The 22019-nt window shown below is 74.0% G+C and carries 17 protein-coding genes; 12 read left to right on the top strand and 5 right to left on the bottom strand.

The window, feature by feature from the left end; translation table 11 throughout:
• Positions 1–121 precede the first annotated feature (121 nt).
• Positions 122–1408 (bottom strand): glycoside hydrolase 5 family protein, encoded by a 1287-nt coding sequence (locus tag ACZ4M3_RS24490; RefSeq protein ID WP_467735965.1) that lies wholly within the window; start codon positions 1406–1408, stop codon positions 122–124.
• Positions 1409–1778: 370 nt separating this feature from the next.
• On the opposite strand from ACZ4M3_RS24490, the gene ACZ4M3_RS24485 reads away from it, so the two are divergent.
• Together ACZ4M3_RS24485 and ACZ4M3_RS24480 are read left to right on the top strand one after the other, a co-directional pair.
• Positions 1779–2945 (top strand): LacI family DNA-binding transcriptional regulator, encoded by a 1167-nt coding sequence (locus ACZ4M3_RS24485; RefSeq protein WP_467735963.1) that lies wholly within the window; start codon positions 1779–1781, stop codon positions 2943–2945.
• A gap of 27 nt (positions 2946–2972) precedes the next feature.
• Entirely contained in the window at positions 2973–3989 is a 1017-nt protein-coding gene (locus ACZ4M3_RS24480; RefSeq protein ID WP_467735961.1) for an ROK family protein, read from the top strand.
• On the opposite strand, the gene ACZ4M3_RS24475 is transcribed toward ACZ4M3_RS24480, so the two are convergent.
• Positions 3979–4974, bottom strand: a complete 996-nt coding sequence (locus ACZ4M3_RS24475) for a TAXI family TRAP transporter solute-binding subunit (protein WP_467735959.1) — start codon at positions 4972–4974, stop codon at positions 3979–3981. The genes ACZ4M3_RS24480 and ACZ4M3_RS24475 overlap by 11 nt on opposite strands.
• Positions 4975–5093: 119 nt before the next feature.
• On the opposite strand from ACZ4M3_RS24475, the gene miaB reads away from it, so the two are divergent.
• The gene (gene miaB, locus ACZ4M3_RS24470) at positions 5094–6617 is read left to right on the top strand and encodes a tRNA (N6-isopentenyl adenosine(37)-C2)-methylthiotransferase MiaB (protein ID WP_467735957.1); all 1524 of its coding nucleotides are present in this window, start codon (positions 5094–5096) and stop codon (positions 6615–6617) included.
• Between the two features lie 221 nt (positions 6618–6838).
• On the top strand, positions 6839–7549 hold the full coding sequence (locus ACZ4M3_RS24465; protein ID WP_467735955.1) for a class III extradiol dioxygenase subunit B-like domain-containing protein: 711 nt from the start codon (positions 6839–6841) through the stop codon (positions 7547–7549).
• 71 nt (positions 7550–7620) lie between these two features.
• On the opposite strand, the gene ACZ4M3_RS24460 is transcribed toward ACZ4M3_RS24465, so the two are convergent.
• Together ACZ4M3_RS24460 and ACZ4M3_RS24455 are read right to left on the bottom strand one after the other, a co-directional pair.
• Positions 7621–7866, bottom strand: a complete 246-nt coding sequence (locus ACZ4M3_RS24460; RefSeq protein WP_467735953.1) for an antitoxin — start codon at positions 7864–7866, stop codon at positions 7621–7623.
• Between the two features lie 23 nt (positions 7867–7889).
• Positions 7890–8033, bottom strand: a complete 144-nt coding sequence (locus ACZ4M3_RS24455; protein ID WP_467735951.1) for a hypothetical protein — start codon at positions 8031–8033, stop codon at positions 7890–7892.
• A gap of 218 nt (positions 8034–8251) precedes the next feature.
• On the opposite strand from ACZ4M3_RS24455, the gene miaA reads away from it, so the two are divergent.
• The 6 genes from miaA to hflX all read left to right on the top strand — a co-directional run bounded on the left by miaA (position 8252) and on the right by hflX (position 16383).
• Entirely contained in the window at positions 8252–9190 is a 939-nt protein-coding gene (gene miaA, locus ACZ4M3_RS24450; protein WP_467735949.1) for a tRNA (adenosine(37)-N6)-dimethylallyltransferase MiaA, read from the top strand.
• Between the two features lie 105 nt (positions 9191–9295).
• Positions 9296–9892: a hypothetical protein gene (locus ACZ4M3_RS24445; RefSeq protein ID WP_467735947.1), complete on the top strand. Its 597-nt coding sequence runs from the start codon at positions 9296–9298 to the stop codon at positions 9890–9892.
• A 23-nt stretch (positions 9893–9915) separates the two neighbouring features.
• Positions 9916–10791, top strand: a complete 876-nt coding sequence (gene dapF, locus ACZ4M3_RS24440) for a diaminopimelate epimerase (protein WP_467735945.1) — start codon at positions 9916–9918, stop codon at positions 10789–10791.
• Positions 10792–10931: 140 nt separating this feature from the next.
• Positions 10932–13019, top strand: coding sequence for a RelA/SpoT family protein (locus tag ACZ4M3_RS24435; RefSeq protein WP_467735943.1), 2088 nt, complete (start codon positions 10932–10934; stop codon positions 13017–13019).
• 109 nt (positions 13020–13128) lie between these two features.
• The gene (locus ACZ4M3_RS24430) at positions 13129–14616 is read left to right on the top strand and encodes a M1 family metallopeptidase (protein WP_467735941.1); all 1488 of its coding nucleotides are present in this window, start codon (positions 13129–13131) and stop codon (positions 14614–14616) included.
• Between the two features lie 261 nt (positions 14617–14877).
• Positions 14878–16383, top strand: coding sequence for a GTPase HflX (hflX, locus tag ACZ4M3_RS24425; protein WP_453354324.1), 1506 nt, complete (start codon positions 14878–14880; stop codon positions 16381–16383).
• 64 nt (positions 16384–16447) lie between these two features.
• Here the strand turns inward: hflX and ACZ4M3_RS24420 are convergent, their stop codons facing one another.
• Positions 16448–17626 (bottom strand): trypsin-like serine peptidase, encoded by a 1179-nt coding sequence (locus ACZ4M3_RS24420; RefSeq protein ID WP_467735939.1) that lies wholly within the window; start codon positions 17624–17626, stop codon positions 16448–16450.
• Between the two features lie 330 nt (positions 17627–17956).
• Between ACZ4M3_RS24420 and ACZ4M3_RS24415 the strand changes: the two genes are divergently transcribed.
• Together ACZ4M3_RS24415 and ACZ4M3_RS24410 are read left to right on the top strand one after the other, a co-directional pair.
• Entirely contained in the window at positions 17957–19357 is a 1401-nt protein-coding gene (locus tag ACZ4M3_RS24415; RefSeq protein ID WP_467735937.1) for a diaminobutyrate--2-oxoglutarate transaminase family protein, read from the top strand.
• Between the two features lie 768 nt (positions 19358–20125).
• Complete coding sequence (locus tag ACZ4M3_RS24410; protein WP_467735935.1) at positions 20126–21979, top strand: IucA/IucC family protein; 1854 nt, start codon at positions 20126–20128, stop codon at positions 21977–21979.
• Positions 21980–22019: the final 40 nt, after the last annotated feature.

Here is a 22019-nt window from a genome sequence, read left to right as displayed (position 1 = left end):
TCGGGGGCGGGGTCGTGCGGTGCCGGTGCGTCGTGCGGGCGGGCTCAGGCGGTGCCGGTACGTCGTGCGGGCGGGCTCAGGCGGCGCCGGTGCGTCGTGCGGGCGGTGCGTCGGCGCGGGCTCAGGGGGTGCCGGTGACCTCGCGCACGTGGAGTACCTCCGTGATGCCGCGCGCGGACAGGTGCGCCGGATCCCGGGCGAGGTCCGCCAGGACCACCGCCGGACGCAGCCCGCGGGCCGTCAACAGGGCCCAGGCTTCGAAGAAGGACCCGCCCGGAGCGCACACCGACCGGGCGGGGGCGTCCTCCGCCCCGCCGACGTCGACGGCGAGCGCGGTCGAACGGGCCGCGGGCCGGTGCTCGCGGCCCCGCCACAGGGCGGCGATCCGGGCCAGCGCGGCTCCGGCGGGCTTGACCCGGCGGTCGTTGGTCAGCAGGCCGAGGCCGTACTCCAGCTCCGGGAAGTCCGCCAGCTCCCGGGACACGTCGTGCGAGCACCACCAGGTCACGCCCCACACGTTGGGGCAGTCCAGGGCGTTGGCCACGGTGGCCTCGGTGAACCGCGCGGCCCGCTCCGGCGGGATCAGCGGCGCCGGGGCGCCCACCTCCTGGAGCCACACCGGCCGGTGCGGGTCCGCAGCCCACGCCTTGGCCAGCTCGATCAGGTACGCGGCGTGGTGCTCGGTCGCCGTCCCGGCGGCCCCGTGGCGCTGCGCCGTGCCGTTGAACACCCACGAATGCACGGCGGTCGCCGCACCCAGCCGGGCCGCCTGGGCCGGGGTGAAGGGGTGCCCGTCCTGGTACCAGGCGGCGTCGTACTCGGCGTGCACGTGGAACCGCCCGGGAGCGCCCTTGTCACAGGCGGCCAGCATCCGCTCCAGCCAGCGGGCGGCCTGGGCGGCGTCGATGCGGTCGGGGTCGGGGTGCGGGGCGCCGGCGAACTGGTTGATCTCGTTGCCGACCGTCATGCCGAGGAAGGTGGGCCGGTCCGCGAGGGCGGCGGCCAGCGTGGTCAGGTACTCCTCCTGCGCGGCGACCACGTCCGGGTCACGGAAGATGTTGCGCCGGTGCCAGGTCCCGGTCCACGCCGGCAGGAAGTCGAAGCTCGACAGGTGCCCTTGCAGGCCGTCCACGGCGATGTCCAGCCCGCGCTCGGCGGCTGCGTCGGCGAGCGCGACGAGCTGCTCGACCGCGCGCGGCCGGATCAGCGTGCGGTTCGGCTGGAACACCGGCCAGAGCGGGAAGACGCGCAGGTGGTCCAGGCCGAGGGCGGCGATCGAGTCGAGGTCGGCCCGTACGTCGTCGAGGTCGAAGTCCAGCCAGTGGTGGAACCAGCCGCGCGCGGGCGTGTAGTTGACCCCGAAGCGGGGGGAGCGGACGGGAGGGGGCGAGGGGCAGCCGTCGGGCATGAGGGTCCCGGAGTTCGGAGGAATTCACCGGACCCATCGAAAACTGCCGGGAGTCAGGGGGGAAGTCAACAGGGCGGTTCGCGCCGCCCGCGGTAGGTCTGGGGCGGGGGTGACATCCCCGTCGGTGACGGTGCCCATGCGCTTGAGCCGGTGAAGTGGCAGCCGTGCGCCCATGCGGTCTACCCGAGTTGCGCTGCGCCGCCCTGTGGCGAACTGCCTTACCCCGGCGGGTACTTCAGGCCGCACCGGGGCGCGCCGTACGTTCGCCTCTCGGAGTTCCCCCGTACCGCGGGGGAGGCGGTCCGGCGGGGCCGGATCGCGTACGGTCCGGCCATCGCAGTTCGCGCCACCGCAGGAGGATGAGCCGGCCATGGCCCGCAGACCCACCATCAAGGACATTGCCCGCCGGGCCGGAGTGTCGGAGAGCGCCGTCTCCTTCGCGCTCAACGGCCGGCCGGGCGTCTCCCGGGAGACCCGGGCCCGTATCCGGCGCGTCGCCGAAGAGCTCGGCTGGCAGCCCAACAGCGCGGCCCGGGCCCTGTCCGGGGCGCGCGCCGGGGTGGTGGGGCTGGTCCTGGCGCGGCCGGCCCACACCCTCGGCGTGGAGTCCTTCTTCCTCCAACTCGTCTCGGGCATCCAGGAGGTGCTGGCGGCCGGGCGGATAGCCCTGCTGTTCCAGGTGGTGGAGGACATCGACGCGGAGTGCGCGGTCTACCGGCGCTGGTGGGCGGAACGGCGCGTGGACGGGGTCATCGTCGTGGACCCGCGCACGCAGGACCCCCGGCCGGAGCTCCTGACCGGGCTCGGCCTGCCGGCGGTGCTGGTCGGCGCGTCGGCCACGGCCACCACGGCCGCCGCGCCGGCGGGGACGGCCGCTTCGGCCGCGTTGGCCGCGTCGGCCACGGCCGCCACGCCGGCGCCGCTCCCCGTGGACGGCTCGGCCGGTCCGGACCGCCCGCACGGGCGGGAGGGCGCGCCCGTCGGCCTGTCCACGGTGTGGGCGGACGACGTCGGCGCCATGACCCAGGTGCTGGACCACCTCCACCGGCTCGGGCACCGCCGGATCACCCACGTCGCGGGCCTGCCCGGCCTCGCCCACACCGCCCGCCGGATGGCCTCGCTGCGCGCCTGGGCCGAACGGCACGGGCTCGGCCCCGCCCACGTCCGGTCGGTGGTGACCGACTACTCCGACGCCGAGGGCGCCGCCGCCACCCGCCGCGTCCTCGCCGACCCGGAGCCGCCCACCGCCCTCGTCTACGACAACGACGTGATGGCGGTGGCGGGCGCCGCCGTCGCCGCCGGACTCGGCATCCCCGTCCCCGCCCGGCTCTCCCTCGTGGCCTGGGACGACTCGGCCCTCTGCCGGGTCACCCACCCCCGGCTGACCGCCCTGGTCCGGGATACGGCGGGCTTCGGCCGGCTCGCCGCCGAGGAACTCCTCGCCGTACTGGCCGGAGGCCCGCCCCGGGTCCGGGAGAGCGAACTGCCGCGGCTGGAACCCCGCGACAGTACGGCCCCGGCCCCGGCCGCATACTGAACCCCGACCCCTTCCAGGAGCACCGCCGTGACCCCTCCCCCCACCGCCCCCTCCGCGCAGCCCGGCCCGGCCGACGGCCTCACCGTGGCGATCGACATCGGCGGGACGAAGATCGCCGGTGCGCTGGTGCACCCCGACGGCGCGATGACGGCCACCACCCGCCGGCCGACCCCGCGCGGGACGGACGCCGAGGGGGTGATGGCCGCGGTCGCCGAAGTCGTCGCCGACCTCGCGCGGAGCCCCCGGTGGCCGTCGGTGGTCCGCTGCGGTGTCGGCAGCGCCGGCCCGGTCGACACCTCGCGCGGCACGGTCAGCCCGGTCAACATCGGCGCGTGGCGCGGTTTCCCCGTCCTGGACCGGGTCTCGGCGCAGCTCGCGGCCCACGGTGCCCGGATCCCGGCCGTGCTGGCGGGCGACGGGGTGGCCATGGCGGCGGCCGAGCACTGGCTGGGCGCCGCCCGGGGCCACGCCGACGCCCTGTGCATGGTGGTCTCCACCGGCGTCGGCGGCGGCCTGATCCTGAACAACCGGCTCCACCCCGGCCCCACCGGTAACGCCGGTCACATCGGCCACATCAGCGTCGCCTTCGACGGCGAGAAGTGCGTCTGCGGCGGCCGCGGCTGCGTCGAATCCCTCGCCTCCGGTACGGCCATCGCCCGCTGGGCCCTCGGCCAGGGCTGGACCCCCGTCGGGGACCAGGACGCCACCGCGGCCGGGGTGGCCGCCGCCGCCCGGACCGGCGACCCCGTCGCCGTCGCCGCGTTCGACCGGGCCGGACGCGCCCTGGCCGCCGCCATCGCGGCCACCGCCACGCTGGTCGAGACCGGCATCACGGTGATCGGCGGCGGGGTCGCCGCCTCCGGGGACACCCTCTTCGAGCCGATCCGGCGCCACCTGGCTTCGTACGCGACCCTGTCCTTCGTCCGGGACCACCGGGTCGTGCCGGCCCGCCTCGGTACCGACGCGGGCCTGATCGGCGCGGCCGCCGCGGCGACGATGCTGCTGACCGGAACGGCAGCGGCTACGGCTGCGGCTACGGCTTGACCGAGCGGTAGTACCGGGCCGCGCCCTCGTGCAGGGCCAGCGGATCCGTGTAGATCGCGGTCCGCAGGTCCACCAGCTGGGCGGCGTGCACCTCGTGCCCGATCCGGTCGCGGCTGGAGATCACCGTCCGGGTGAACCGCTCGGTCAGCGCCGGACTGCTGTCGTCCCGGGTCACCAGCAGGTTCGGCACGGCCAGCGTGGCCACCGCCGAAGTGTTGCGGGCGCGCGCGTACGCGTCCTGCGGCATCACCGCCGCCCGGTAGTAGCGGGACGGGGTGCCGCTGCCCTGGAGCCGTTCCACGAGGTCGCCCAGCTGCACGAGCCGGATCTCGAACCGCTCGGACAGTTCCCGTACCGCGGTGGTCGGCAGGCCGCCGGACCAGAAGAACGCGTCGATCCGCCCGGCCTGCAGCTCGGCCGGCATGGTGTCGATGCCTATCGACACCGGAGTGATGTCCTTGGCCGGGTCCAGCTCGGCCGCGGTCAGCAACCGGTCGGAGATCAGCCGCACCCCGGACCCGGCCTGGCCGACCGCGACCCGCTTGCCCTTGAGGTCCCGTGCCGACTGCACCGGCGATCCGGCGGGCACCACCAGCTGCACGTAGTCGTCGTAGAGCCGGGCGACGCCGCGCAACCGCCCGGCGCCCGGTTTCCCGTCGAGCTGGTACTTCGCGACCGCGTCCGCCGTCGCGATGGTGAAGTCGGCCTCCCCGTCGGCCACCCGCTGGAGGTTCTGCTGGGAGCCCTCGCTGGGCTCCAGCCGGACCTTCACACCGGGCATGTCCGTCGCGAGCGCCTGCTCCAGCAGCTCCCCGTAGCGGTGGTAGACGCCGGTGCGCACCCCCGTGCTGAACGTGAGCTCACCCCTGGGTTCCGGCTCCCCGAAGGGCCTCAGCCACCACACCGACAGCCCGAGGACGGCAAGCAGCGCCGCCAGGCCCCACAGGGCGCGACGCCGGCTCACGCGGGGCGGTACGAGGTGCACGCCGGCGATCCTGCCACCCCGCCCGCCGTCCTGTCACGGCCCGGCGGCCGCGCACGGCGTACCGGTGCCCCGCCGCCCTGCGGGCCGGAGGGCCCGTGGGGAGCGCCTACCCTTGTTCCATGACCAGCAGCAGCGACCGGAGCACGGCAGTGGACGTCAAGGGAACTTACGAGGTGCGCACCTACGGGTGCCAGATGAACGTGCACGACTCCGAGCGGCTCTCCGGTCTGCTGGAGGACGCCGGTTACACGCGGGCGCCCGAGGGCTCCGACGGTGACGCCGACGTCGTCGTCTTCAACACCTGCGCCGTTCGCGAGAACGCCGACAACAAGCTGTACGGCAACCTCGGCCGGCTCGCCCCGATGAAGACCAAGCGCCCCGGCATGCAGATCGCCGTCGGCGGCTGCCTCGCGCAGAAGGACCGGGACACGATCGTCCAGCGCGCCCCCTGGGTCGACGTCGTCTTCGGTACGCACAACATCGGCAAGCTGCCCGTGCTGCTGGAGCGCGCCCGCATCCAGGAGCAGGCGCAGGTCGAGATCGCCGAGTCGCTGGAGGCCTTCCCCTCGACGCTGCCGACCCGCCGCGAGTCCGCGTACGCCGCCTGGGTCTCGATCTCCGTCGGCTGCAACAACACGTGCACCTTCTGCATCGTCCCCGCGCTGCGCGGCAAGGAGGAGGACCGCCGCCCCGGCGACATCCTCGCGGAGGTGGAGGCCCTGGTGGCCGAGGGCGTCTGCGAGGTCACCCTGCTCGGCCAGAACGTCAACGCGTACGGCTCCGACCTGGGCGACCGCGAGGCCTTCTCGAAGCTGCTGCGGGCGTGCGGCCAGATCGAGGGCCTGGAGCGGGTCCGTTTCACCTCCCCGCACCCGCGCGACTTCACGGACGACGTGATCGCGGCGATGGCCGAGACCCCCAACGTGATGCCGCAGCTGCACATGCCGCTCCAGTCGGGATCCGACCCGGTCCTGAAGGCGATGCGCCGCTCGTACCGGCAGGAGCGCTTCCTCGGGATCATCGAGAAGGTCCGGGCCGCCATCCCGCACGCGGCGATCTCCACCGACATCATCGTCGGCTTCCCCGGCGAGACCGAGGAGGACTTCCAGCAGACCATGCACGTGGTGCGCGAGGCCCGCTTCGCCAACGCCTTCACCTTCCAGTACTCCAAGCGCCCCGGCACCCCAGCCGCGGAGATGGAGGGGCAGATCCCCAAGGAAGTCGTCCAGGAGCGGTACATGCGCCTGGTCGCCCTCCAGGAGGAGATCTCCTGGGAGGAGAACAAGAAGCAGGTCGGCCGCACGCTGGACGTCATGGTCGCGGAAGGCGAGGGCCGCAAGGACGGCGCCACGCACCGGCTCTCCGGCCGCGCCCCCGACAACCGTCTCGTGCACTTCACGAAGCCGGACGAGGAGGTCCGCCCCGGCGACGTCGTGACCGTGGACATCACCTACGCCGCCCCGCACCACCTGCTGGCCGAGGGCCCCACCCGTTCCGTGCGGCGGACCCGCGCGGGCGACGCCTGGGAGAAGCGCAACGCCGCCCCGGCCCAGCCGGCGGGCGTCATGCTCGGCATCCCCACCCTGGGCATCCCGGCGCCCCTCCCCACCTCCACCTCCGGCTGCGCGACCCCGTCGGCCTGACGCGGGGGCCAAGATCAGCCCGCCGGCGTTTGAGGCGTGGGGGCCCCGGACGGAGTCTGGGGGAGGGTCCGGGGCGGAGCCCCGGAAACCCCGGCGCAGCCGGGGCCGCTCGCGCCGCGGCGCCGCAGTCGAACCGCCCCGGCGCAGGCACAGGCGCAGGCTCCGGCCGGAGTACGGCCGACCCACCCCCGTCCCGCCCGGCGACGGCTAGGCTGCGGCTCATGCTCGTAGCCGCCGCCGTCTGCCCCGCCCCGCCCCTCCTCGTGCCGGAGGTCGCCGCGGGGGCCGCCGTCGAACTCGACGCCGCCCGTACCGCCTGCTCCGACGCGCTCGCCGTGCTCGCCGCGTCCCGCCCCGGCCTGCTGGTCGTCGTGGGCGCCGCCGGGCCCGGGCAGACCGGCCCGTACCCCCCGGGCTCCCGGGGCGGCTTCCACGGCTTCGGCGTCGACGCCGAAGTACGGCTCGGCGCGGGCCCGGAGGACGGGACTCACACCCTCCCGGCCGCCCTGGCCGTCGGCGCCTGGCTGCTGGATCACGCCCGCTGGGGCGCCGCGCCCGTCGAGGGGCTCGCAGTGGCGGAGTCCCTGGGGACCGGAGAGGCACTGCGCGCGGGCCGGGACCTCGCCGCCCGGGAGGAGAGGGTCGCCCTGCTCGTCATGGGGGACGGCAGCGCCTGCCGGACCTTGAAGGCGCCGGGCTACCTGGACGAGCGGGCCGAGGCCTTTGACGCCGCCGCGGCGACGGCCCTCGCGGCGGCCGACACCGCGGCCCTCGCCGCTCTCGACGTCACGCTCGCCGCCGAACTCAAGGCCGCCGGCCGCGCGTCCTGGCAGGTCCTCGCGGGCGCCGCCGAGGGCGCGGGGCTCGACGGGCGGCTGCTGTACGAGGACGCCCCGTACGGGGTGGGGTACTTCGTCGCCGCCTGGTCCTGACACCGCCCGGCACCGGGCACGCGGAAGGGGTGCGGGATCCCACCGGACCCCGCACCCCTTCACCGACCGCGTCAGGCAGCCGCCGGCGGCGTCGGCCCGCCGGGACCGTCCTTGTGGGCGATCTTGCCCAGGGCGCCCTTGGCCTTGCTCGCGCCGCCAGTGATCTGGTCGCTGTACTTGCCCTTGGTCTTGGAGTCCACGACCTTGGCCACCTTGTCCAGACCCTCGCCGATCCTGCCCTCGTGCTGCTGTGCGAGTTCGCCGACCTTGTCCTTCGCCGGTGCGAGCTTGGCCTTCAGATTGTCCAGGAGGCCCATGGGTCACCTTCCATTGCCGGTAGCTACGTACGGGCGCCCTCGCCGGTCTCGCTGTCCGCGGCGGCCTCCACCGACTGCTGCTTCGGGATCTCCACGGCCTCCGCCGCCGGACCCTCCGCATCGGCCTCCGCTTCCTCGGGCGTAGCCGTCAGGCCCTCGGGAACCACCTCTTCGGTCGAACCCTGATCCTTACGGCCAAAAAACCGGCCAAAAACACCCATGTCTACTCCCATAAACGTTACTCGTGCGTGTGGAGTTCCGCCTCGGCCGGACCGGCCTCCCCCGGGCGCACCGGGCCCGGAACCCCGCCAAGGCAACGACTCCGGTCGCGTCCCGTCACGTCACTCGATCGGGGATCCGCCGCAAGGTTTGCGAGACTGGGGCAGTGAGGAATGCAGCCCCCGCCCCGCGGGTCATCGCCGTCGTCGGTCCCACCGCGGCCGGAAAGTCCGACCTGGGCGTAGCCCTGGCCCACCACTTCGGCGGGGAGGTCGTCAACGCCGACTCCATGCAGCTCTACCGTGGGATGGACATCGGCACCGCCAAGCTGACGCCGGAGGAACGCGGCGGCGTTCCGCACCACCTCCTCGACGTGTGGGACGTCACCGAGACCGCGAGCGTCGCCGAGTACCAGCGCCTCGCCCGCGCCGAGATCGACAAACTGCTCGCCGAGGGCCGCACCCCGGTCCTCGTCGGAGGCTCCGGGCTGTACGTCCGTGCCGCGCTCGACGCGATGGAGTTCCCCGGCACCGACCCGGCCGTCCGGGCCCGGCTGGAGGACGAGCTCACCCTGCGCGGCCCCGGCGCCCTGCACGCCCGGCTGGCCGCCACCGACCCGGACGCCGCCCACGCGATCCTGCCCAGCAACGGCCGCCGGATCGTACGGGCCCTGGAGGTCATCGAGATCACCGGGCAGCCGTACACCGCCAACCTGCCCGGCCACGAATCCGTCTACGAGACCGTCCAGATCGGCGTCGACGTGGCCAGGCCGGAGCTGGACGAGCGGATCGCCCTGCGGGTGGACCGGATGTGGGAGGCCGGGCTGGTCGAGGAGGTCCGGTCGCTGGAGGCGCGGGGGCTGCGCGACGGGATCACCGCCTCCCGCGCGCTCGGGTACCAGCAGGTGCTGGCCGCCCTGGCCGGCGAGTGCACCGAGGACGAGGCGAGGGCCGAGACCGTCCGCGCCACCAAGCGCTTCGCCCGCCGCCAGGACTCCTGGTTCCGCCGGGACCCGCGCGTGCACTGGCTCAGCGGAGCCGCCGTGGACCGGGGGGAACTCGCCGGACTCGCGCAGTCGTTGGTCGAACGAGCGGTCACAGCCTGATCACGTGATGGCATCGGGAAGCCCCGTGCGCCCGTCTCGGCCTCTGGACCGTGCCATCATCAAACTGCTGAACAGCGGCGTACGAAGTCCGAGTGGGGAGGGCGCGTGGCTATGGAGGCCGGCCCTCGTGACACTGGGCGGGACGACACCGGACGGGAAGCGGACCCGATGCTTCACCGCGGGACCGCGGAGTCTGCCGGGCCCGCGCCGGAGCCTGCCTCCGGGCCGGTACCCCGACAGGAACCGCAACCGCAGCCGGCCGGACCCGACGGTCCCGTCGCGCTCGGGCTGCCCGCCGACCCCGCACGGCTGACGCCGGACGGCCCCGACGCGCCGGACACCGCGGCCGAGGGGGCCACCGGCCCCGAGTTCGAGGTCGAACTGCGTCCGCAGCGCCGCCTGCGCATCTGGCAGATCACCCCGATCGTGATGCTGGCCGCCGCCGGCTCGCTCATGTTCGCCTTCCCCCTCGCCTTCGAGTTCGGTGACGGCGGAGCCGTGGTCGCCATGCTCGGCTTCCTCATCAGCTGCTGCGCCGGCGGCTGGGGAATGATGGCCGCGCGCCGGGTCGGCTACTCCCTGCCCGGGGTCCCGCCGCGGGGCAGCGGGCGCGGCCCCGACTGGCGCATGGTCGCGCTGTACGCGCTGGTCGCGCTGGCCGTCGTAGCCCTGGCCGCCTACCGGGTGGCCCGGCTGCGTTAGTGCCCGTCCCTTACGATGGGCTCGTGACGCACAGCACCCTCTCCTTCCTCAAGGGCCACGGAACCGAGAACGACTTCGTGATCGTCCCGGACCCGGACAACGCCATCGAGCTGCCCGCGGGTGCTGTCGCCAAGCTCTGCGACCGGCGGGCCGGCATCGGCGCGGACGGAGTGCTGCACGTGGTGCGGTCCGCCGCCCACCCCGAGGCGGCGCACCTGGCCGACGAAGCCGAATGGTTCATGGACTACCGCAACAGCGACGGCTCCGTCGCCGAGATGTGCGGCAACGGTGTGCGCGTCTTCGCCCGCTACCTCCAGCACGCCGGTCACGTGGAGCCCGGCGACCTCGCCGTCGCCACGCGCGGCGGCGTCAAGCACGTGCACCTCGACAAGACCGGCGAGGTGACCGTGTCCATGGGCCGCGCCGAACTGCCCGAGGGCGAGGTCACCGTCTCCGTCGGCGAGCGGACCTGGCCCGCGCGGAACGTGAACATGGGGAACCCGCACGCCGTGGCGTTCGTTGAAAGCCTCGACGACGCCGGGAACCTGCTCACCGCCCCGCCGTTCAGCCCGACGTCCGCCTACCCCACGGGGGTCAATGTCGAGTTCGTCGTCGACCGCGGCCCCCGGCACGTCGCCATGCGCGTGCACGAGCGCGGCTCCGGCGAGACCCGCTCCTGCGGCACCGGCGCCTGCGCCGTCGCCGTGGCCGCCATCCGGCGGGACGGCGTCGACCCGGCCCGCACCGGCCGGCCGGTCACGTACACCGTCGACCTCCCCGGCGGCACGCTCCTGATCACCGAACACCCCGACGGGCGGATCGACATGACCGGACCGGCCGTCATCGTGGCCTCCGGAGAGTTCGAAGCGGCCTGGCTCACCGAAACGGCTTTCGCCTGAAGCTTCCCTCTAATGGGTGATCCGTTTCACGCTGTGCGAGAGGTGGACTGCGCCACGTGGTGGGGTCGGTAACATCAGGCACCGGCCCTGAGGGCTCACCCCATGCCCACCACCGCCGGTCGAAGCCGCCGGAGGTTCCCATGAGTGCAGAGGCCACGAACCCCGAAGCACATCCCGAAGCGCGCCCTGAGCTGCGCAGACGGAGCCGGACCAGGCTTGACCTGCGCCGGCTCGGACGCGCCGCCCTGCTCGGCCCACCGTCCCGCGACCGGCTCCCCGACGCCATCGGGCACGTCGCGGAAGCCCACCGTGCCCACCATCCGGACGCCGACCTGTCCATTCTGCGGCGCGCGTACCTCCTCGCGGAGACCTCCCACCGCGGCCAGATGCGCAAGAGCGGTGAGCCGTACATCACACACCCGCTCGCCGTCACCCTCATCCTCGCCGAACTCGGCGCGGAGACCACCACGTTGACGGCGTCCCTGCTCCACGACACCGTCGAGGACACCGAGGTGACCCTCGATCAGGTCCGCGAGGAGTTCGGCGACGAGGTCTGCTTCATCGTCGACGGCGTCACCAAGGTGGAGAAGATCGACTACGGGGCCGCCGCCGAGCCCGAGACCTTCCGCAAGATGCTCGTCGCCACCGGCAACGACGTCCGCGTCATGTCCATCAAACTCGCCGACCGGCTCCACAACATGCGCACCCTCGGCGTGATGCGCCCCGACAAGCAGGCGCGCATCGCCAAGGTCACGCGCGACGTCCTCATCCCGCTCGCCGAACGGCTCGGCGTACAGGCCCTCAAGACCGAGCTGGAAGACCTGGTCTTCGCCATCCTGCACCCCGAGGAGTACGAGCGGACCCGCGCGCTCATCGCCGCCCACACGGGCGAGAACGATCCGCTGCCCGCCATCGCCGACTCCGTACGCGCCGTCCTGCGCGACGCCGGCATCGCCGCCGAAGTGGTGGTCCGCCCACGGCACTTCGTATCCGTCCACCGCATCTCCCGAAAACGCGGCGAGCTGCGCGGCTCCGACTTCGGGCGCATCCTCGTCCTGGTCGCCGAGAACGCCGACTGCTACGGGGTGCTGGGCGAACTGCACACCTGCTTCACCCCGGTGGTCTCCGAGTTCAAGGACTTCATCGCCGTCCCGAAGTTCAACCTGTACCAGTCGCTGCACACCGCCGTCGCCACGCCCGACGGGCACGTCGCCGAAGTCATCGTCCGCACCCGGCAGATGCACCGCGTCGCGGAGGCCGGCGTGGTCGCCCTCGGCAACCCGTACACCACCGGCGAAGCCGCCGACTGCGACGAGGAACGGGTCGACCCCACCCGCCCCGGCTGGCTGTCCCGGCTCCTCGACTGGCAGCAGTCCGCGCCCGACCCCGACACCTTCTGGACGGTCCTGCGCGCCGAACTCGCCCAGGACGGGGAGATCACCGTGTTCGGGGTGGACGGCGCCGCCGCCTCGCCGCGCACCCTGACCCTGCCGGGCGGCGCCAGCTGTATCGACGCCGCCTACGCCCAGTACGGCGAGGCGGCCCACGGCTGTATCGGCGCCCGCGTCAACGGGCGCCTCACCTCCTTGTCCTCCCGGCTGTCCGACGGCGACACCGTGCAGCTGCTGCTGGCCCAGGACTCCTCCTCCGGGCCGGCCGCCGACTGGCTTGAGCACGCCACCACCCCCGCCGCCCGGATCGCGATCAGCAGCTGGCTCGAAGCCCACCCCGACGGCGCAGCGGCCACCACCACCGCCGCCCGGGCGCCCCTGTCCGTGGTGGGCGCGCGCGGCGGCAGCGGCAACGCCGTCGCCGACCTGCCGAACGCGCACGTGCGGCTGGCCGGCTGCTGCACCCCCGTACCGCCGGACGCCGTGGCCGGGTTCGTCGTACGGGGCGGGGCCGTCACCGTGCACCGGGTCCACTGCCCTGCCGTGGCCCAGATGCGCGCCGTGGGCCGCACCTCGGTCGCCGTGCACTGGCGGGCCACCGCCGACTGCCGCGTCACGCTGGTCGCCGAATCGTTCGGCCGCCCGCACCTGCTGGCCGACCTGACCGAGGCGATCGCCCGCGAGGGGGTCGAGGTGGTCTCCGCGACCGTGGAACCGCCCGTCGAACAGCGGGTCCGGCACACGTACACCCTCCAGCTCCCCGACGCGGCCGGACTCCCGGCGCTGATGCGGGCCATGCGCGACGTACCGGGCGTGTACGACGTCAGCCGGGCGTAGCCGCCGCCGGTCCCGCCCGTAGGCCGGTCCACGGTCCGGTCGCCTCGTTCGGGTGGCCCCGGCGCGCGCCGGTCGCAAGGGGACGCCGGGCACTGGTAAGCGGTGGTGGATGCAGCTCACCTCCCCCCGCCTGCGCGCCGCGCTGCTCGCCGCGGCCTCCCTCACCCTCGTCGCCGCGGTGCTGCCGCCCCCGAAGGCGCTCGGCATCGGCGACCGCCTCTTCCCGGAGCTGGGCAACCCCGGCTACGACGTCCTCTCGTACGACCTGTCCTTCACGTACAAGGACAACCGGAGCCCGCTCGACGCGGTCACCGTCATCGACGCCCGGGCGCTGGCGGACCTGGACCGCGTCAACCTCGACTTCACCCACGGCACCGTGGCGTCGGCCGAGGTCAACGGGGAACCCGCGCGCTTCGAGAGCGCCGGGGAGGACCTCGTACTGACCCCCGCCCGGCCGGTGGCGGCCCACACGCCGCTACGCGTGGTCGTCCGGCACACCAGCGACCCGCGCGGCCGCGACGACGGCGGCTGGGTGACCACCGAGGACGGGCTCGCCATGGCCAACCAGGCCGACGCCGCCCACCGGGTCTTCCCGTGCAACGACCACCCCTCCGACAAGGCGTTCTTCACCTTCCGGATCACCGCCCCGGCCGGCCTCACGGCCGTCGCCAACGGACTGCCCGCCACCCTCCCGGCCGAGCGCTCCGGACAGCCCACCACCTGGACCTACCGCACCGCGCACCCCATGGCGACCGAACTCGCCCAGGTCTCGGTCGGCTCCTCGGTGGTGCCCTCCCGCACCGGCCCGCACGGGCTGCCGCTGCGCGACGTGGTACCGGCCGCCGACCGGCAGCGGCTGGAGCCCTGGCTCAAGAAGACCCCCGGGCACATCGCCTGGATGGAGAAGCACGTCGGGCGCTACCCCTTCGAGAACTACGGCGTGCTCATCGCACGCGCCAGGACCGGCTTCGAGCTGGAGACCCAGACCCTCTCGCTCTTCGAGAGCGGCCTCTTCGCGGCCAACGCCTACCCCCAGTGGTACGTCGAGTCCGTCATGGTCCACGAGCTGGCCCACCAGTGGTTCGGCGACAGCGTGACCCCGCGCACCTGGTCCGACCTGTGGCTCAACGAAGGACACGCCACCTGGTACGAGGCCCTCTACGCGGACGGCCTCGGCACGTACTCCCTGGAGCGGCGCATGCGCGAGGCGTACCAGCGCTCCGACCAGTGGCGGGCGGCCGGCGGCCCCCCGGCGGCGCCCAAGGCGGCCCCGCCCGGAGAGAAGATCGGTCTGTTCCGGCCGGTGGTCTACGACGGCTCCGCGCTGATCCTCTACGCCCTGCGCCAGGAGATCGGCGCCGACGCCTTCGACCGGGTCGAGCGGCGCTGGGTGGCCGAGAACGCGGACTCGACGGCCGGCACGGAGGACTTCGTACGCCTGGCCTCACGCGAGGCCGGACGGGACCTCGGGGCCTTCCTCGAGCCGTGGCTGTACGGCACGACGACCCCGCCCATGCCGGGACACCCGGAATGGAGCGCCGCCGCGGCGGCGAAGCCCCAGGCGGCGAAGAAGACCGAGACGGCGAAGAAGGCCTGAGACGGGCGGGGGCCCCGGATGGGAGGGCCGGCGCCCCCGCAGTGGTCCGTCCGTCCGAAAAGCGTGTGACGGGCGCCGAGCGGGCATGTCACCATCGACGGGCCGGTCCGCGGGGCCTTCCGGGCCCCCGGCTCCGGGAATCTCCGGGCGGTGTGACACGTTGAACCTGGCAGTGCTATGTCACGACCGTTTCATGTCACGCACGGCAGCAGCTCCGGCAGCGGCCGCCCGCGGACGCATTCGAATCGACGTAAGGATCCAATGACCTCCTCTTCTTCCCCTTCCCAGGACGCGCGGGACGCACAGGACGTGCAGGACTCGCCGAGCTTCACCGAGAGCCTTCGGGCCGATGCCCTGATGGAAGAGGACGTCGCCTGGAGCCACGAAATCGACGGGGACCGCGACGGCGACCAGTTCGAGCGGTCCGAGCGCGCGGCCCTGCGCCGCGTCGTCGGCCTCTCCACCGAACTAGAGGACGTCACCGAGGTCGAGTACCGACAGCTCCGCCTGGAGCGCGTCGTACTCGTCGGCGTCTGGACCTCCGGCACGGTGGACGACGCCGAGAACTCCCTCGCGGAGCTCGCGGCGCTCGCCGAGACGGCAGGTGCTCTCGTACTCGACGGCGTGATCCAGCGCCGCGACAAGCCCGACCCGGCCACCTTCATCGGTTCCGGCAAGGCGCGCGAACTGCGCGACATCGTCATGGAGAGCGGCGCGGACACCGTCGTGTGCGACGGCGAGCTCAGCCCCGGCCAGCTCATCGCCCTCGAAGACGTCGTCAAGGTGAAGGTGGTCGACCGGACCGCCCTCATCCTCGACATCTTCGCCCAGCACGCCAAGTCCCGAGAGGGCAAGGCGCAGGTCGCGCTCGCGCAGATGCAGTACATGCTGCCGCGGCTGCGCGGCTGGGGTGCGTCGCTGTCCCGGCAGATGGGTGGCGGCGGCGGTGGCGGCATGGCCACCCGAGGCCCCGGTGAGACCAAGATCGAGACCGACCGGCGACGGATCCGCGAGAAGATGGCGAAGATGCGCCGGGAGATCGCGGAGATGAAGACCGGCCGCGACATCAAGCGGCAGGAGCGGCGCCGCAACAAGGTGCCCTCGGTCGCCATCGCCGGATACACCAACGCGGGCAAGTCCTCGCTCCTCAACCGCCTCACGGGCGCGGGCGTCCTGGTGGAGAACGCGCTGTTCGCCACCCTCGACCCGACCGTGCGCCGGGCCGAGACCCCCTCCGGCCGGGTCTACACCCTGGCCGACACCGTCGGTTTCGTCCGGCACCTGCCCCACCACCTGGTCGAGGCGTTCCGCTCCACGATGGAGGAGGTCGGCGACTCCGACCTCATCCTGCACATCGTGGACGGCTCGCACCCGGCCCCGGAGGAGCAGCTGGCGGCGGTCCGCGAGGTCATCCGCGAGGTCGGCGCGGTCAACGTGCCCGAGATCGTGGTGATCAACAAGGCGGACGCGGCGGACCCGCTGGTCCTCCAGCGCCTGCTGCGCATCGAGCGGCACTCCATCGCCGTCTCCGCCCGGACCGGCATGGGCATCGAGGAACTCCTCGCGCTCATCGACACCGAGCTGCCGCGGCCGGAGGTCGAGGTGGAGGCGCTGGTGCCGTACACCCGCGGCTCGCTGATCGCCCGGGCACACGCCGAGGGCGAGGTGATCTCCGAGGAGCACACCCCGGAGGGCACCCTGCTCAAGGCCCGGGTGCACCAGGAACTGGCAGCGGACCTGGCGCCGTACGTGCCCGCGAAGCACTGACCGGCCCGACGCCGTGACATGAATGAGGGCCCCCGCCCGAGGCGGGGGCCCTCACCACGTGCGGCTACTTGAACTTGTTGCTCACCGCGGTGTACACGCCCTTGGCTTCAGGACCGAACCGCGGGCCAGCCAGCCAGCCGGCCTTCGCCGGGCCGATCGACGTGTTCGACACCAGCGCCGGCTTCCCGTCGGCGCCCGCGGCGACCCAGCCGCCACCCGAGGAACCGCCGGTCATCGTGCAGCCGATGCGGTACATCACCGGGGCGGCCGCGGTCAGCGACAGCCGGCCGGGCCGGTCCGTGCACTGGAACGCCCGCTGACCGTCGAAGGGGGCCGCCGCCGGGTAACCCGTCGCCGTGATGCTCGCGACCTTCTGCACCGCCGGAGCCGCGAACTCCACCGGGAGCGCCGAACCGACCGTCTCCTCCAGGGACTTGCCGGCGCCCTTCTCCGGCGTCACGTGCAGCACCGCGAAGTCGTACGGGGCACCCGCCCCGCCCGTCGGGCCGCCGGTCGCGATCCACTGGTCCGAGGTCTGCGCCCAGTCGCTCCACCACACGCCGTACGGAGCCACCTGGTCCCGCGGCGCGCCCTTGAGCTCCGCCGCGGCCTTGCCCGCGTTGTTGTAGGACGGGACGAAGGCGATGTTGCGGTACCAGCCGCCGGCCTTGCCGGCGTGCACGCAGTGGCCCGCCGTCCAGACCAGGTTGGACTTGCCGGGGTGGGCCGGGTCCTTGACGACGGTCGCCGAGCAGACCATCGAACCCTCGGGCCCGTCGAAGAAGACCTTGCCGGACACCGGCACGTTCGCGTGGTAGGGAGCGGCCGCCTGCTTCGCGGCCACCGGCACGGGGGTGGGGTCGGTGACGCCCTGGTCCTTGCCGGCGTCCGGATCGACGGCCGGGGGCTGCGGCGTCTTGTCGGCGTCACGCATCCGGTCCGGGTCCCAAAGGCCCTCGATGATCGGGTTGATGTAGTCGCCCGCCTCGCGGAGCCAGTCCTCCCGCTTCCAGTTCTTCCACGCACCCCCCTTCCACTTCTCCATGTCGATGCCGTGCTGCTTGAGCTTGTCCTTGATGTCGTCCGGGATCGTGATCCCGTCGGTGGCGCCGGACGGCAGGCTGGCCGCCACGGTCGGCTTGGCGTCGCCGCCGGCCTCACCGTCGCCGGGTCCGCAGGCCGCGGCGGTCAGCAGGAGCGCGGCCGCGCACAGGGTCGCGGTGACCGGTCGGTTCGGTCGCATGTCGTAAGTCCCCCTGGTGGTTCGAGGCGTTGAACGGGGTGCGGTGCGGCCGGCTCGCCGTTCGCACGCGCCGGGCACAGCACCCCACTATGCCGCTGCGGTTCAGGACGACACAGGCCGGGGCCGCGGTTCCGGCTCACCGCCCTCGGCTGTTCCCGTCGTCTCGTCCGTCGGCTTCACCGGCGCAAGGATCTTCCGCCCACCCGTGATCCGCCGCCGTCACCGTCGTTGGTACGTACGGGGGACAGGGGAGCAGCGTTCCTGTTCGAGACGCAATCCGGAAGAGAGATCCGGGCGGGAGGACCGACACTCGTGGCGTGGAGCGAGCCTTTGACCGAGCCGGCCGCAGCCGAGGCCGAGGCACAGACCGCGGCGGCGGCCGAAGGCACTGCCCGGCCGGTGCCCGTGCAGCAGGTGCCGGAAGCGGGGAACGGGATGCCGGTCGCCGCCGAAAGCATCCTGCGCAGGCAGGCGTTACGGGAGTCCGCCGCGCGGACGTACGCGCGCTCGCTGCCCATCGTCCCGGTACGCGCCCGGGGGCTGACGATCGAGGGGGCCGACGGGCGGCGCTACCTCGACTGCCTCTCCGGCGCGGGCACGCTCGCGTTGGGGCACAACCACCCGGTGGTGCTCGAAGCCGTCCGCGGAGTGCTCGACTCCGGGGCTCCGCTGCACGTGCTGGACCTGGCGACCCCGGTCAAGGACGCGTTCACCACCGAGCTGTTCGCGAACCTGCCGCCCGCGCTGGCGGCGGACGCCCGGATCCAGTTCTGCGGGCCCGCCGGGACGGACGCGGTCGAAGCCGCGCTCAAGCTGGTGCGTACGGCCACCGGGCGCTCGGGGCTGCTGGCCTTCACCGGCGCGTACCACGGTATGACGGCCGGGGCGCTGGAGGTCTCGGGCGGGGCGTGTGACGTACGGGTCACCCGGCTGCCGTTCCCGCAGGACCACCGTTGCCCGTTCGGGGTCGGCGGGGCCGAGGGGGAGCGGCTGTCGGCGCGGTGGACGGAGAGTCTGCTGGACGACCCCAAGGGCGGGGTGCCGGCGCCCGCCGCAATGATCGTCGAGCCGGTCCAGGGCGAGGGCGGGGTACACCCGGCGCCGGACGGATGGCTGCGCCGGATGCGGGAGATCACCACCGCCCGGGGCATCCCGCTGATCGCCGACGAGGTGCAGACGGGGGTGGGGCGCACCGGCGCCTTCTGGGGCGTCGACCACGCCGGGGTGGTGCCCGACGTGATGGTCCTGTCCAAGGCGATCGGGGGCAGCCTGCCGCTGGCCGTGATCGTGTACCGGGCGGAGCTGGACGTCTGGGCGCCCGGTGCCCACGCCGGCACCTTCCGGGGCAACCAGCTGGCCATGGCGGCGGGGACCGCGACCCTGGCCTACGTCCGGCGCAACGGACTCGCAGAGCGGGCCGCCGTGCTGGGGGAGCGGATGCTGACGGTGCTGCGGCAGCTCGCCGCCGACCAGCCGTGCGTCGGGGACGTCCGGGGCCGCGGCCTGATGCTCGGCATCGAGGTCGTCGACCCCGACACCGGGGCCGCCGCACCGGAACTCGCCGCGGCCGTCCGCCAGGAGTGCCTGGACCGGGGCCTGATCGTCGAACTCGGCGGCCGTCACTCCGGCGTCGTACGCCTGTTGCCTCCGCTGACGCTGACCGACGAGCAGGCCGGAGCCGTCCTCGACCGGTTGACCGACGCCGTCCCCGCCGCCCGCCGGCCCCGCTGACCCACCTAAGGACTCCCGATGCCCGACCCCACCCCCGCCCACGCCACGCCACCCCCGGACCCGGAGCCCGGCCCGGGACCCGCCTCTGCCCGGACGCCGGGTCCGGGTGCCGCCCGGGGACCCGGCGCCGCCCCGGTCCCCGGGGCGAGCGCGTCCGGGGACCAGGGCGCGAGCCCACCACCGGCACCCACCCCGAGCGCGGCCCCCACCGCCGGCACCACCCCGGGCATGTCATCGGGCTTCGGTGCTTCCCGGGACCCTGGTGCCGGTCCGGGCGCGAATGCGGCCGGGGTCTCGGGCGGTTGCCCGTCCTCGGCCCCCGGTCCGGCCCCCACCCCTGGCACTGCTCCGGCCCCCGGGCGGGCGCCGGGCACTCCACCGCGCGCAGCCACCCCGGGCGCTGGGCCCGTCCCCGGCACGGCCCCTGGGCAGACGCCGGGCACGCCGCTCGCGGGCGCGGGCGTGGGTGCGGGCGGGGGACAGGGCGGCAGCCCGGCACCGGGGGCCGCGCCGACTCCCGGACCCGCGCTGGGCAGGCCTTCGGAATCCGGCCGCGGCTCCGCCCCTGCCCAGGGCGCGGGTTTCGGGGGCGAGCCGACCGTGGGTGTTGCCCTCGGCCCCGTTCAGGCGCCCGATCAGGGACCTGGACACGAGCCGGGCACCGCCCCGGCCGAGGCGCCCCAGCCCGAAGGCGGTGCCACACCTGGTACCGCCGCCCATCCGGGCCCGCCCCCCGCCCCCGCCGGCACCCACGAGGCCCAGGCGGCAATGCTGCCGGGCGAGCGGCACCGGCCCGCCGCTCCCGCGGCGGTCGGCGTGCCCAGGCAGAAGCGGCCGACCCTCCGGCCCCGGCCGGCCGGCACCGGTCTCCTCGGCCCCGACCCGGCGGCCCTGCCCGACCTGCTGGACCACCCCGACCCCGGCATCGCCGCCGAGGCCGCGACGGTGGAGAACCTGCTGCGCTGCTGGGTCCGCGAAAGCGGTATCGGCCGCCCCGACGGGCCCGTCGGCACCCTGCTGCGCATCCCCCTCCCCGCATCCGGTGTGGCCCTGCTCGTCGCCGTCCGGCACTGGTCCCCGACCGGCTGGCACCGCTTCGCCCCCGCCCGCCTCGAAGGGGCCCCCGCCGACGCCCCCGCCCTGGACGCCGTCACCCTCGCCGCCCTCATCGCCCGCGAGGGCACCGGCCGCGCCGCCGACCTCGTCGGGCGGGTCGCCGACTCGGTCCGCCGCACCACCGAGTTCATCGCCGACCGGCGCCAACGCCCCACCGCGCCCGCCACCGTCGCCGCGGACCGCTTCCTCACCGCCGAACAGTCCCTCCTTCTCGGTCACCCCCTCCAGCCCGACCCCAAGAGCCGCGAGGGACTCTCGGAAGCCGACGTACGCCGCTACTCACCCGAACTCCACGGCTCCTTCCCCCTGCACTGGTTCGCGGTCGCCCCCTCCGTGCTCGCCACCGACTCCGCCTGGACCGAACGCGGCCGACCCGTCCGCGCCGCCCAGCTCCTCACCCGCCTCGCCCCCGGCCTGCCCCTGCCCGCCGGAACCACCCCCTTGCCCCTTCACCCGTGGCAGGCCCGCGACCTGCTCGACCGCCCCGCCGTCGCCGCCCTGCGCGACGCGGGACTCCTCACCGACCTGGGCCCGTACGGCGACCCCTGGTACCCCACCTCCTCCGTCCGCACCGTCCACCGCCCCGGCGCGCCCGCGATGCTCAAGCTGTCCCTCGGCCTGCGCATCACCAACTCCCGCCGCGAGAACCTCCGCAAGGAACTCCACCGCGGGGTCGAGGTGCACCGGCTGCTGCGCACCGGTCTCGCCGAACAGTGGCAGGCAGCCCACCCCGGCTTCGACATCGTCCGCGACCCCGCCTGGGTCGCCGTCGACGCCCTCGACGGCACGCCCGTCCAAGGACTCGACGCCCTGCTGCGCCACAACCCCTTCCGCTCGGGCGACGACGCCGTCTGCATCGCCGCACTCACCGCTCCCCGCCCCCGGCCCGGCCGGACGGCCATGAGCAGTCGGCTCGCCGAGACGGTCTCCCGGCTCGCCGCCTCCACCGGCCGCCCCACCCAGGCCGTCGCCGCAGAGTGGTTCCTGCGCTACCTCGACCACGTCGTCCTGCCGGTCCTCGGCCTCGACGCGCTGGCGGGCATCGCCCTCGAAGCCCACCAGCAGAACACCCTCGTGCTCCTCGACCCGGCCGGCTGGCCGGCCGGCGGCCGCTACCGCGACAACCAGGGCTACTACTTCCGCGACTCCCACCGCGCGGAACTGGAGTCCAGGCTGCCCGGCATCGGCACCACCAGCGACACCTTCGTCACCGACGCCGTCACCGACGAACGCTTCGCCTACTACCTCGGCATCAACAACGTCTTCGGTCTCATCGGAGCGTTCGGATCGCAGCGCCTCGCCGACGAACGCGTCCTGCTCGCCGCCTTCCGCAGATTCCTCGGCAAGGCGTCCGGCCTCGGCCCGCTCCCCGCGCTGCTGCTCGATTCGCCCACCCTGCGCTGCAAGGCGAACCTGCTCACCCGCCTGGGCGGCCTCGACGAACTCGTCGGCCCCGTCGACACGCAGTCCGTCTACGTCACCGTCACCAATCCCCTTCACGACTGAACGCCCGCACGACCGGAAGACCGACGCGCCCACCGACCCG

It is taken from the genome of Streptomyces sp. NPDC026522, assembly GCF_055567555.1.
This window is presented reverse-complemented; position numbering and strand designations above follow the sequence as displayed.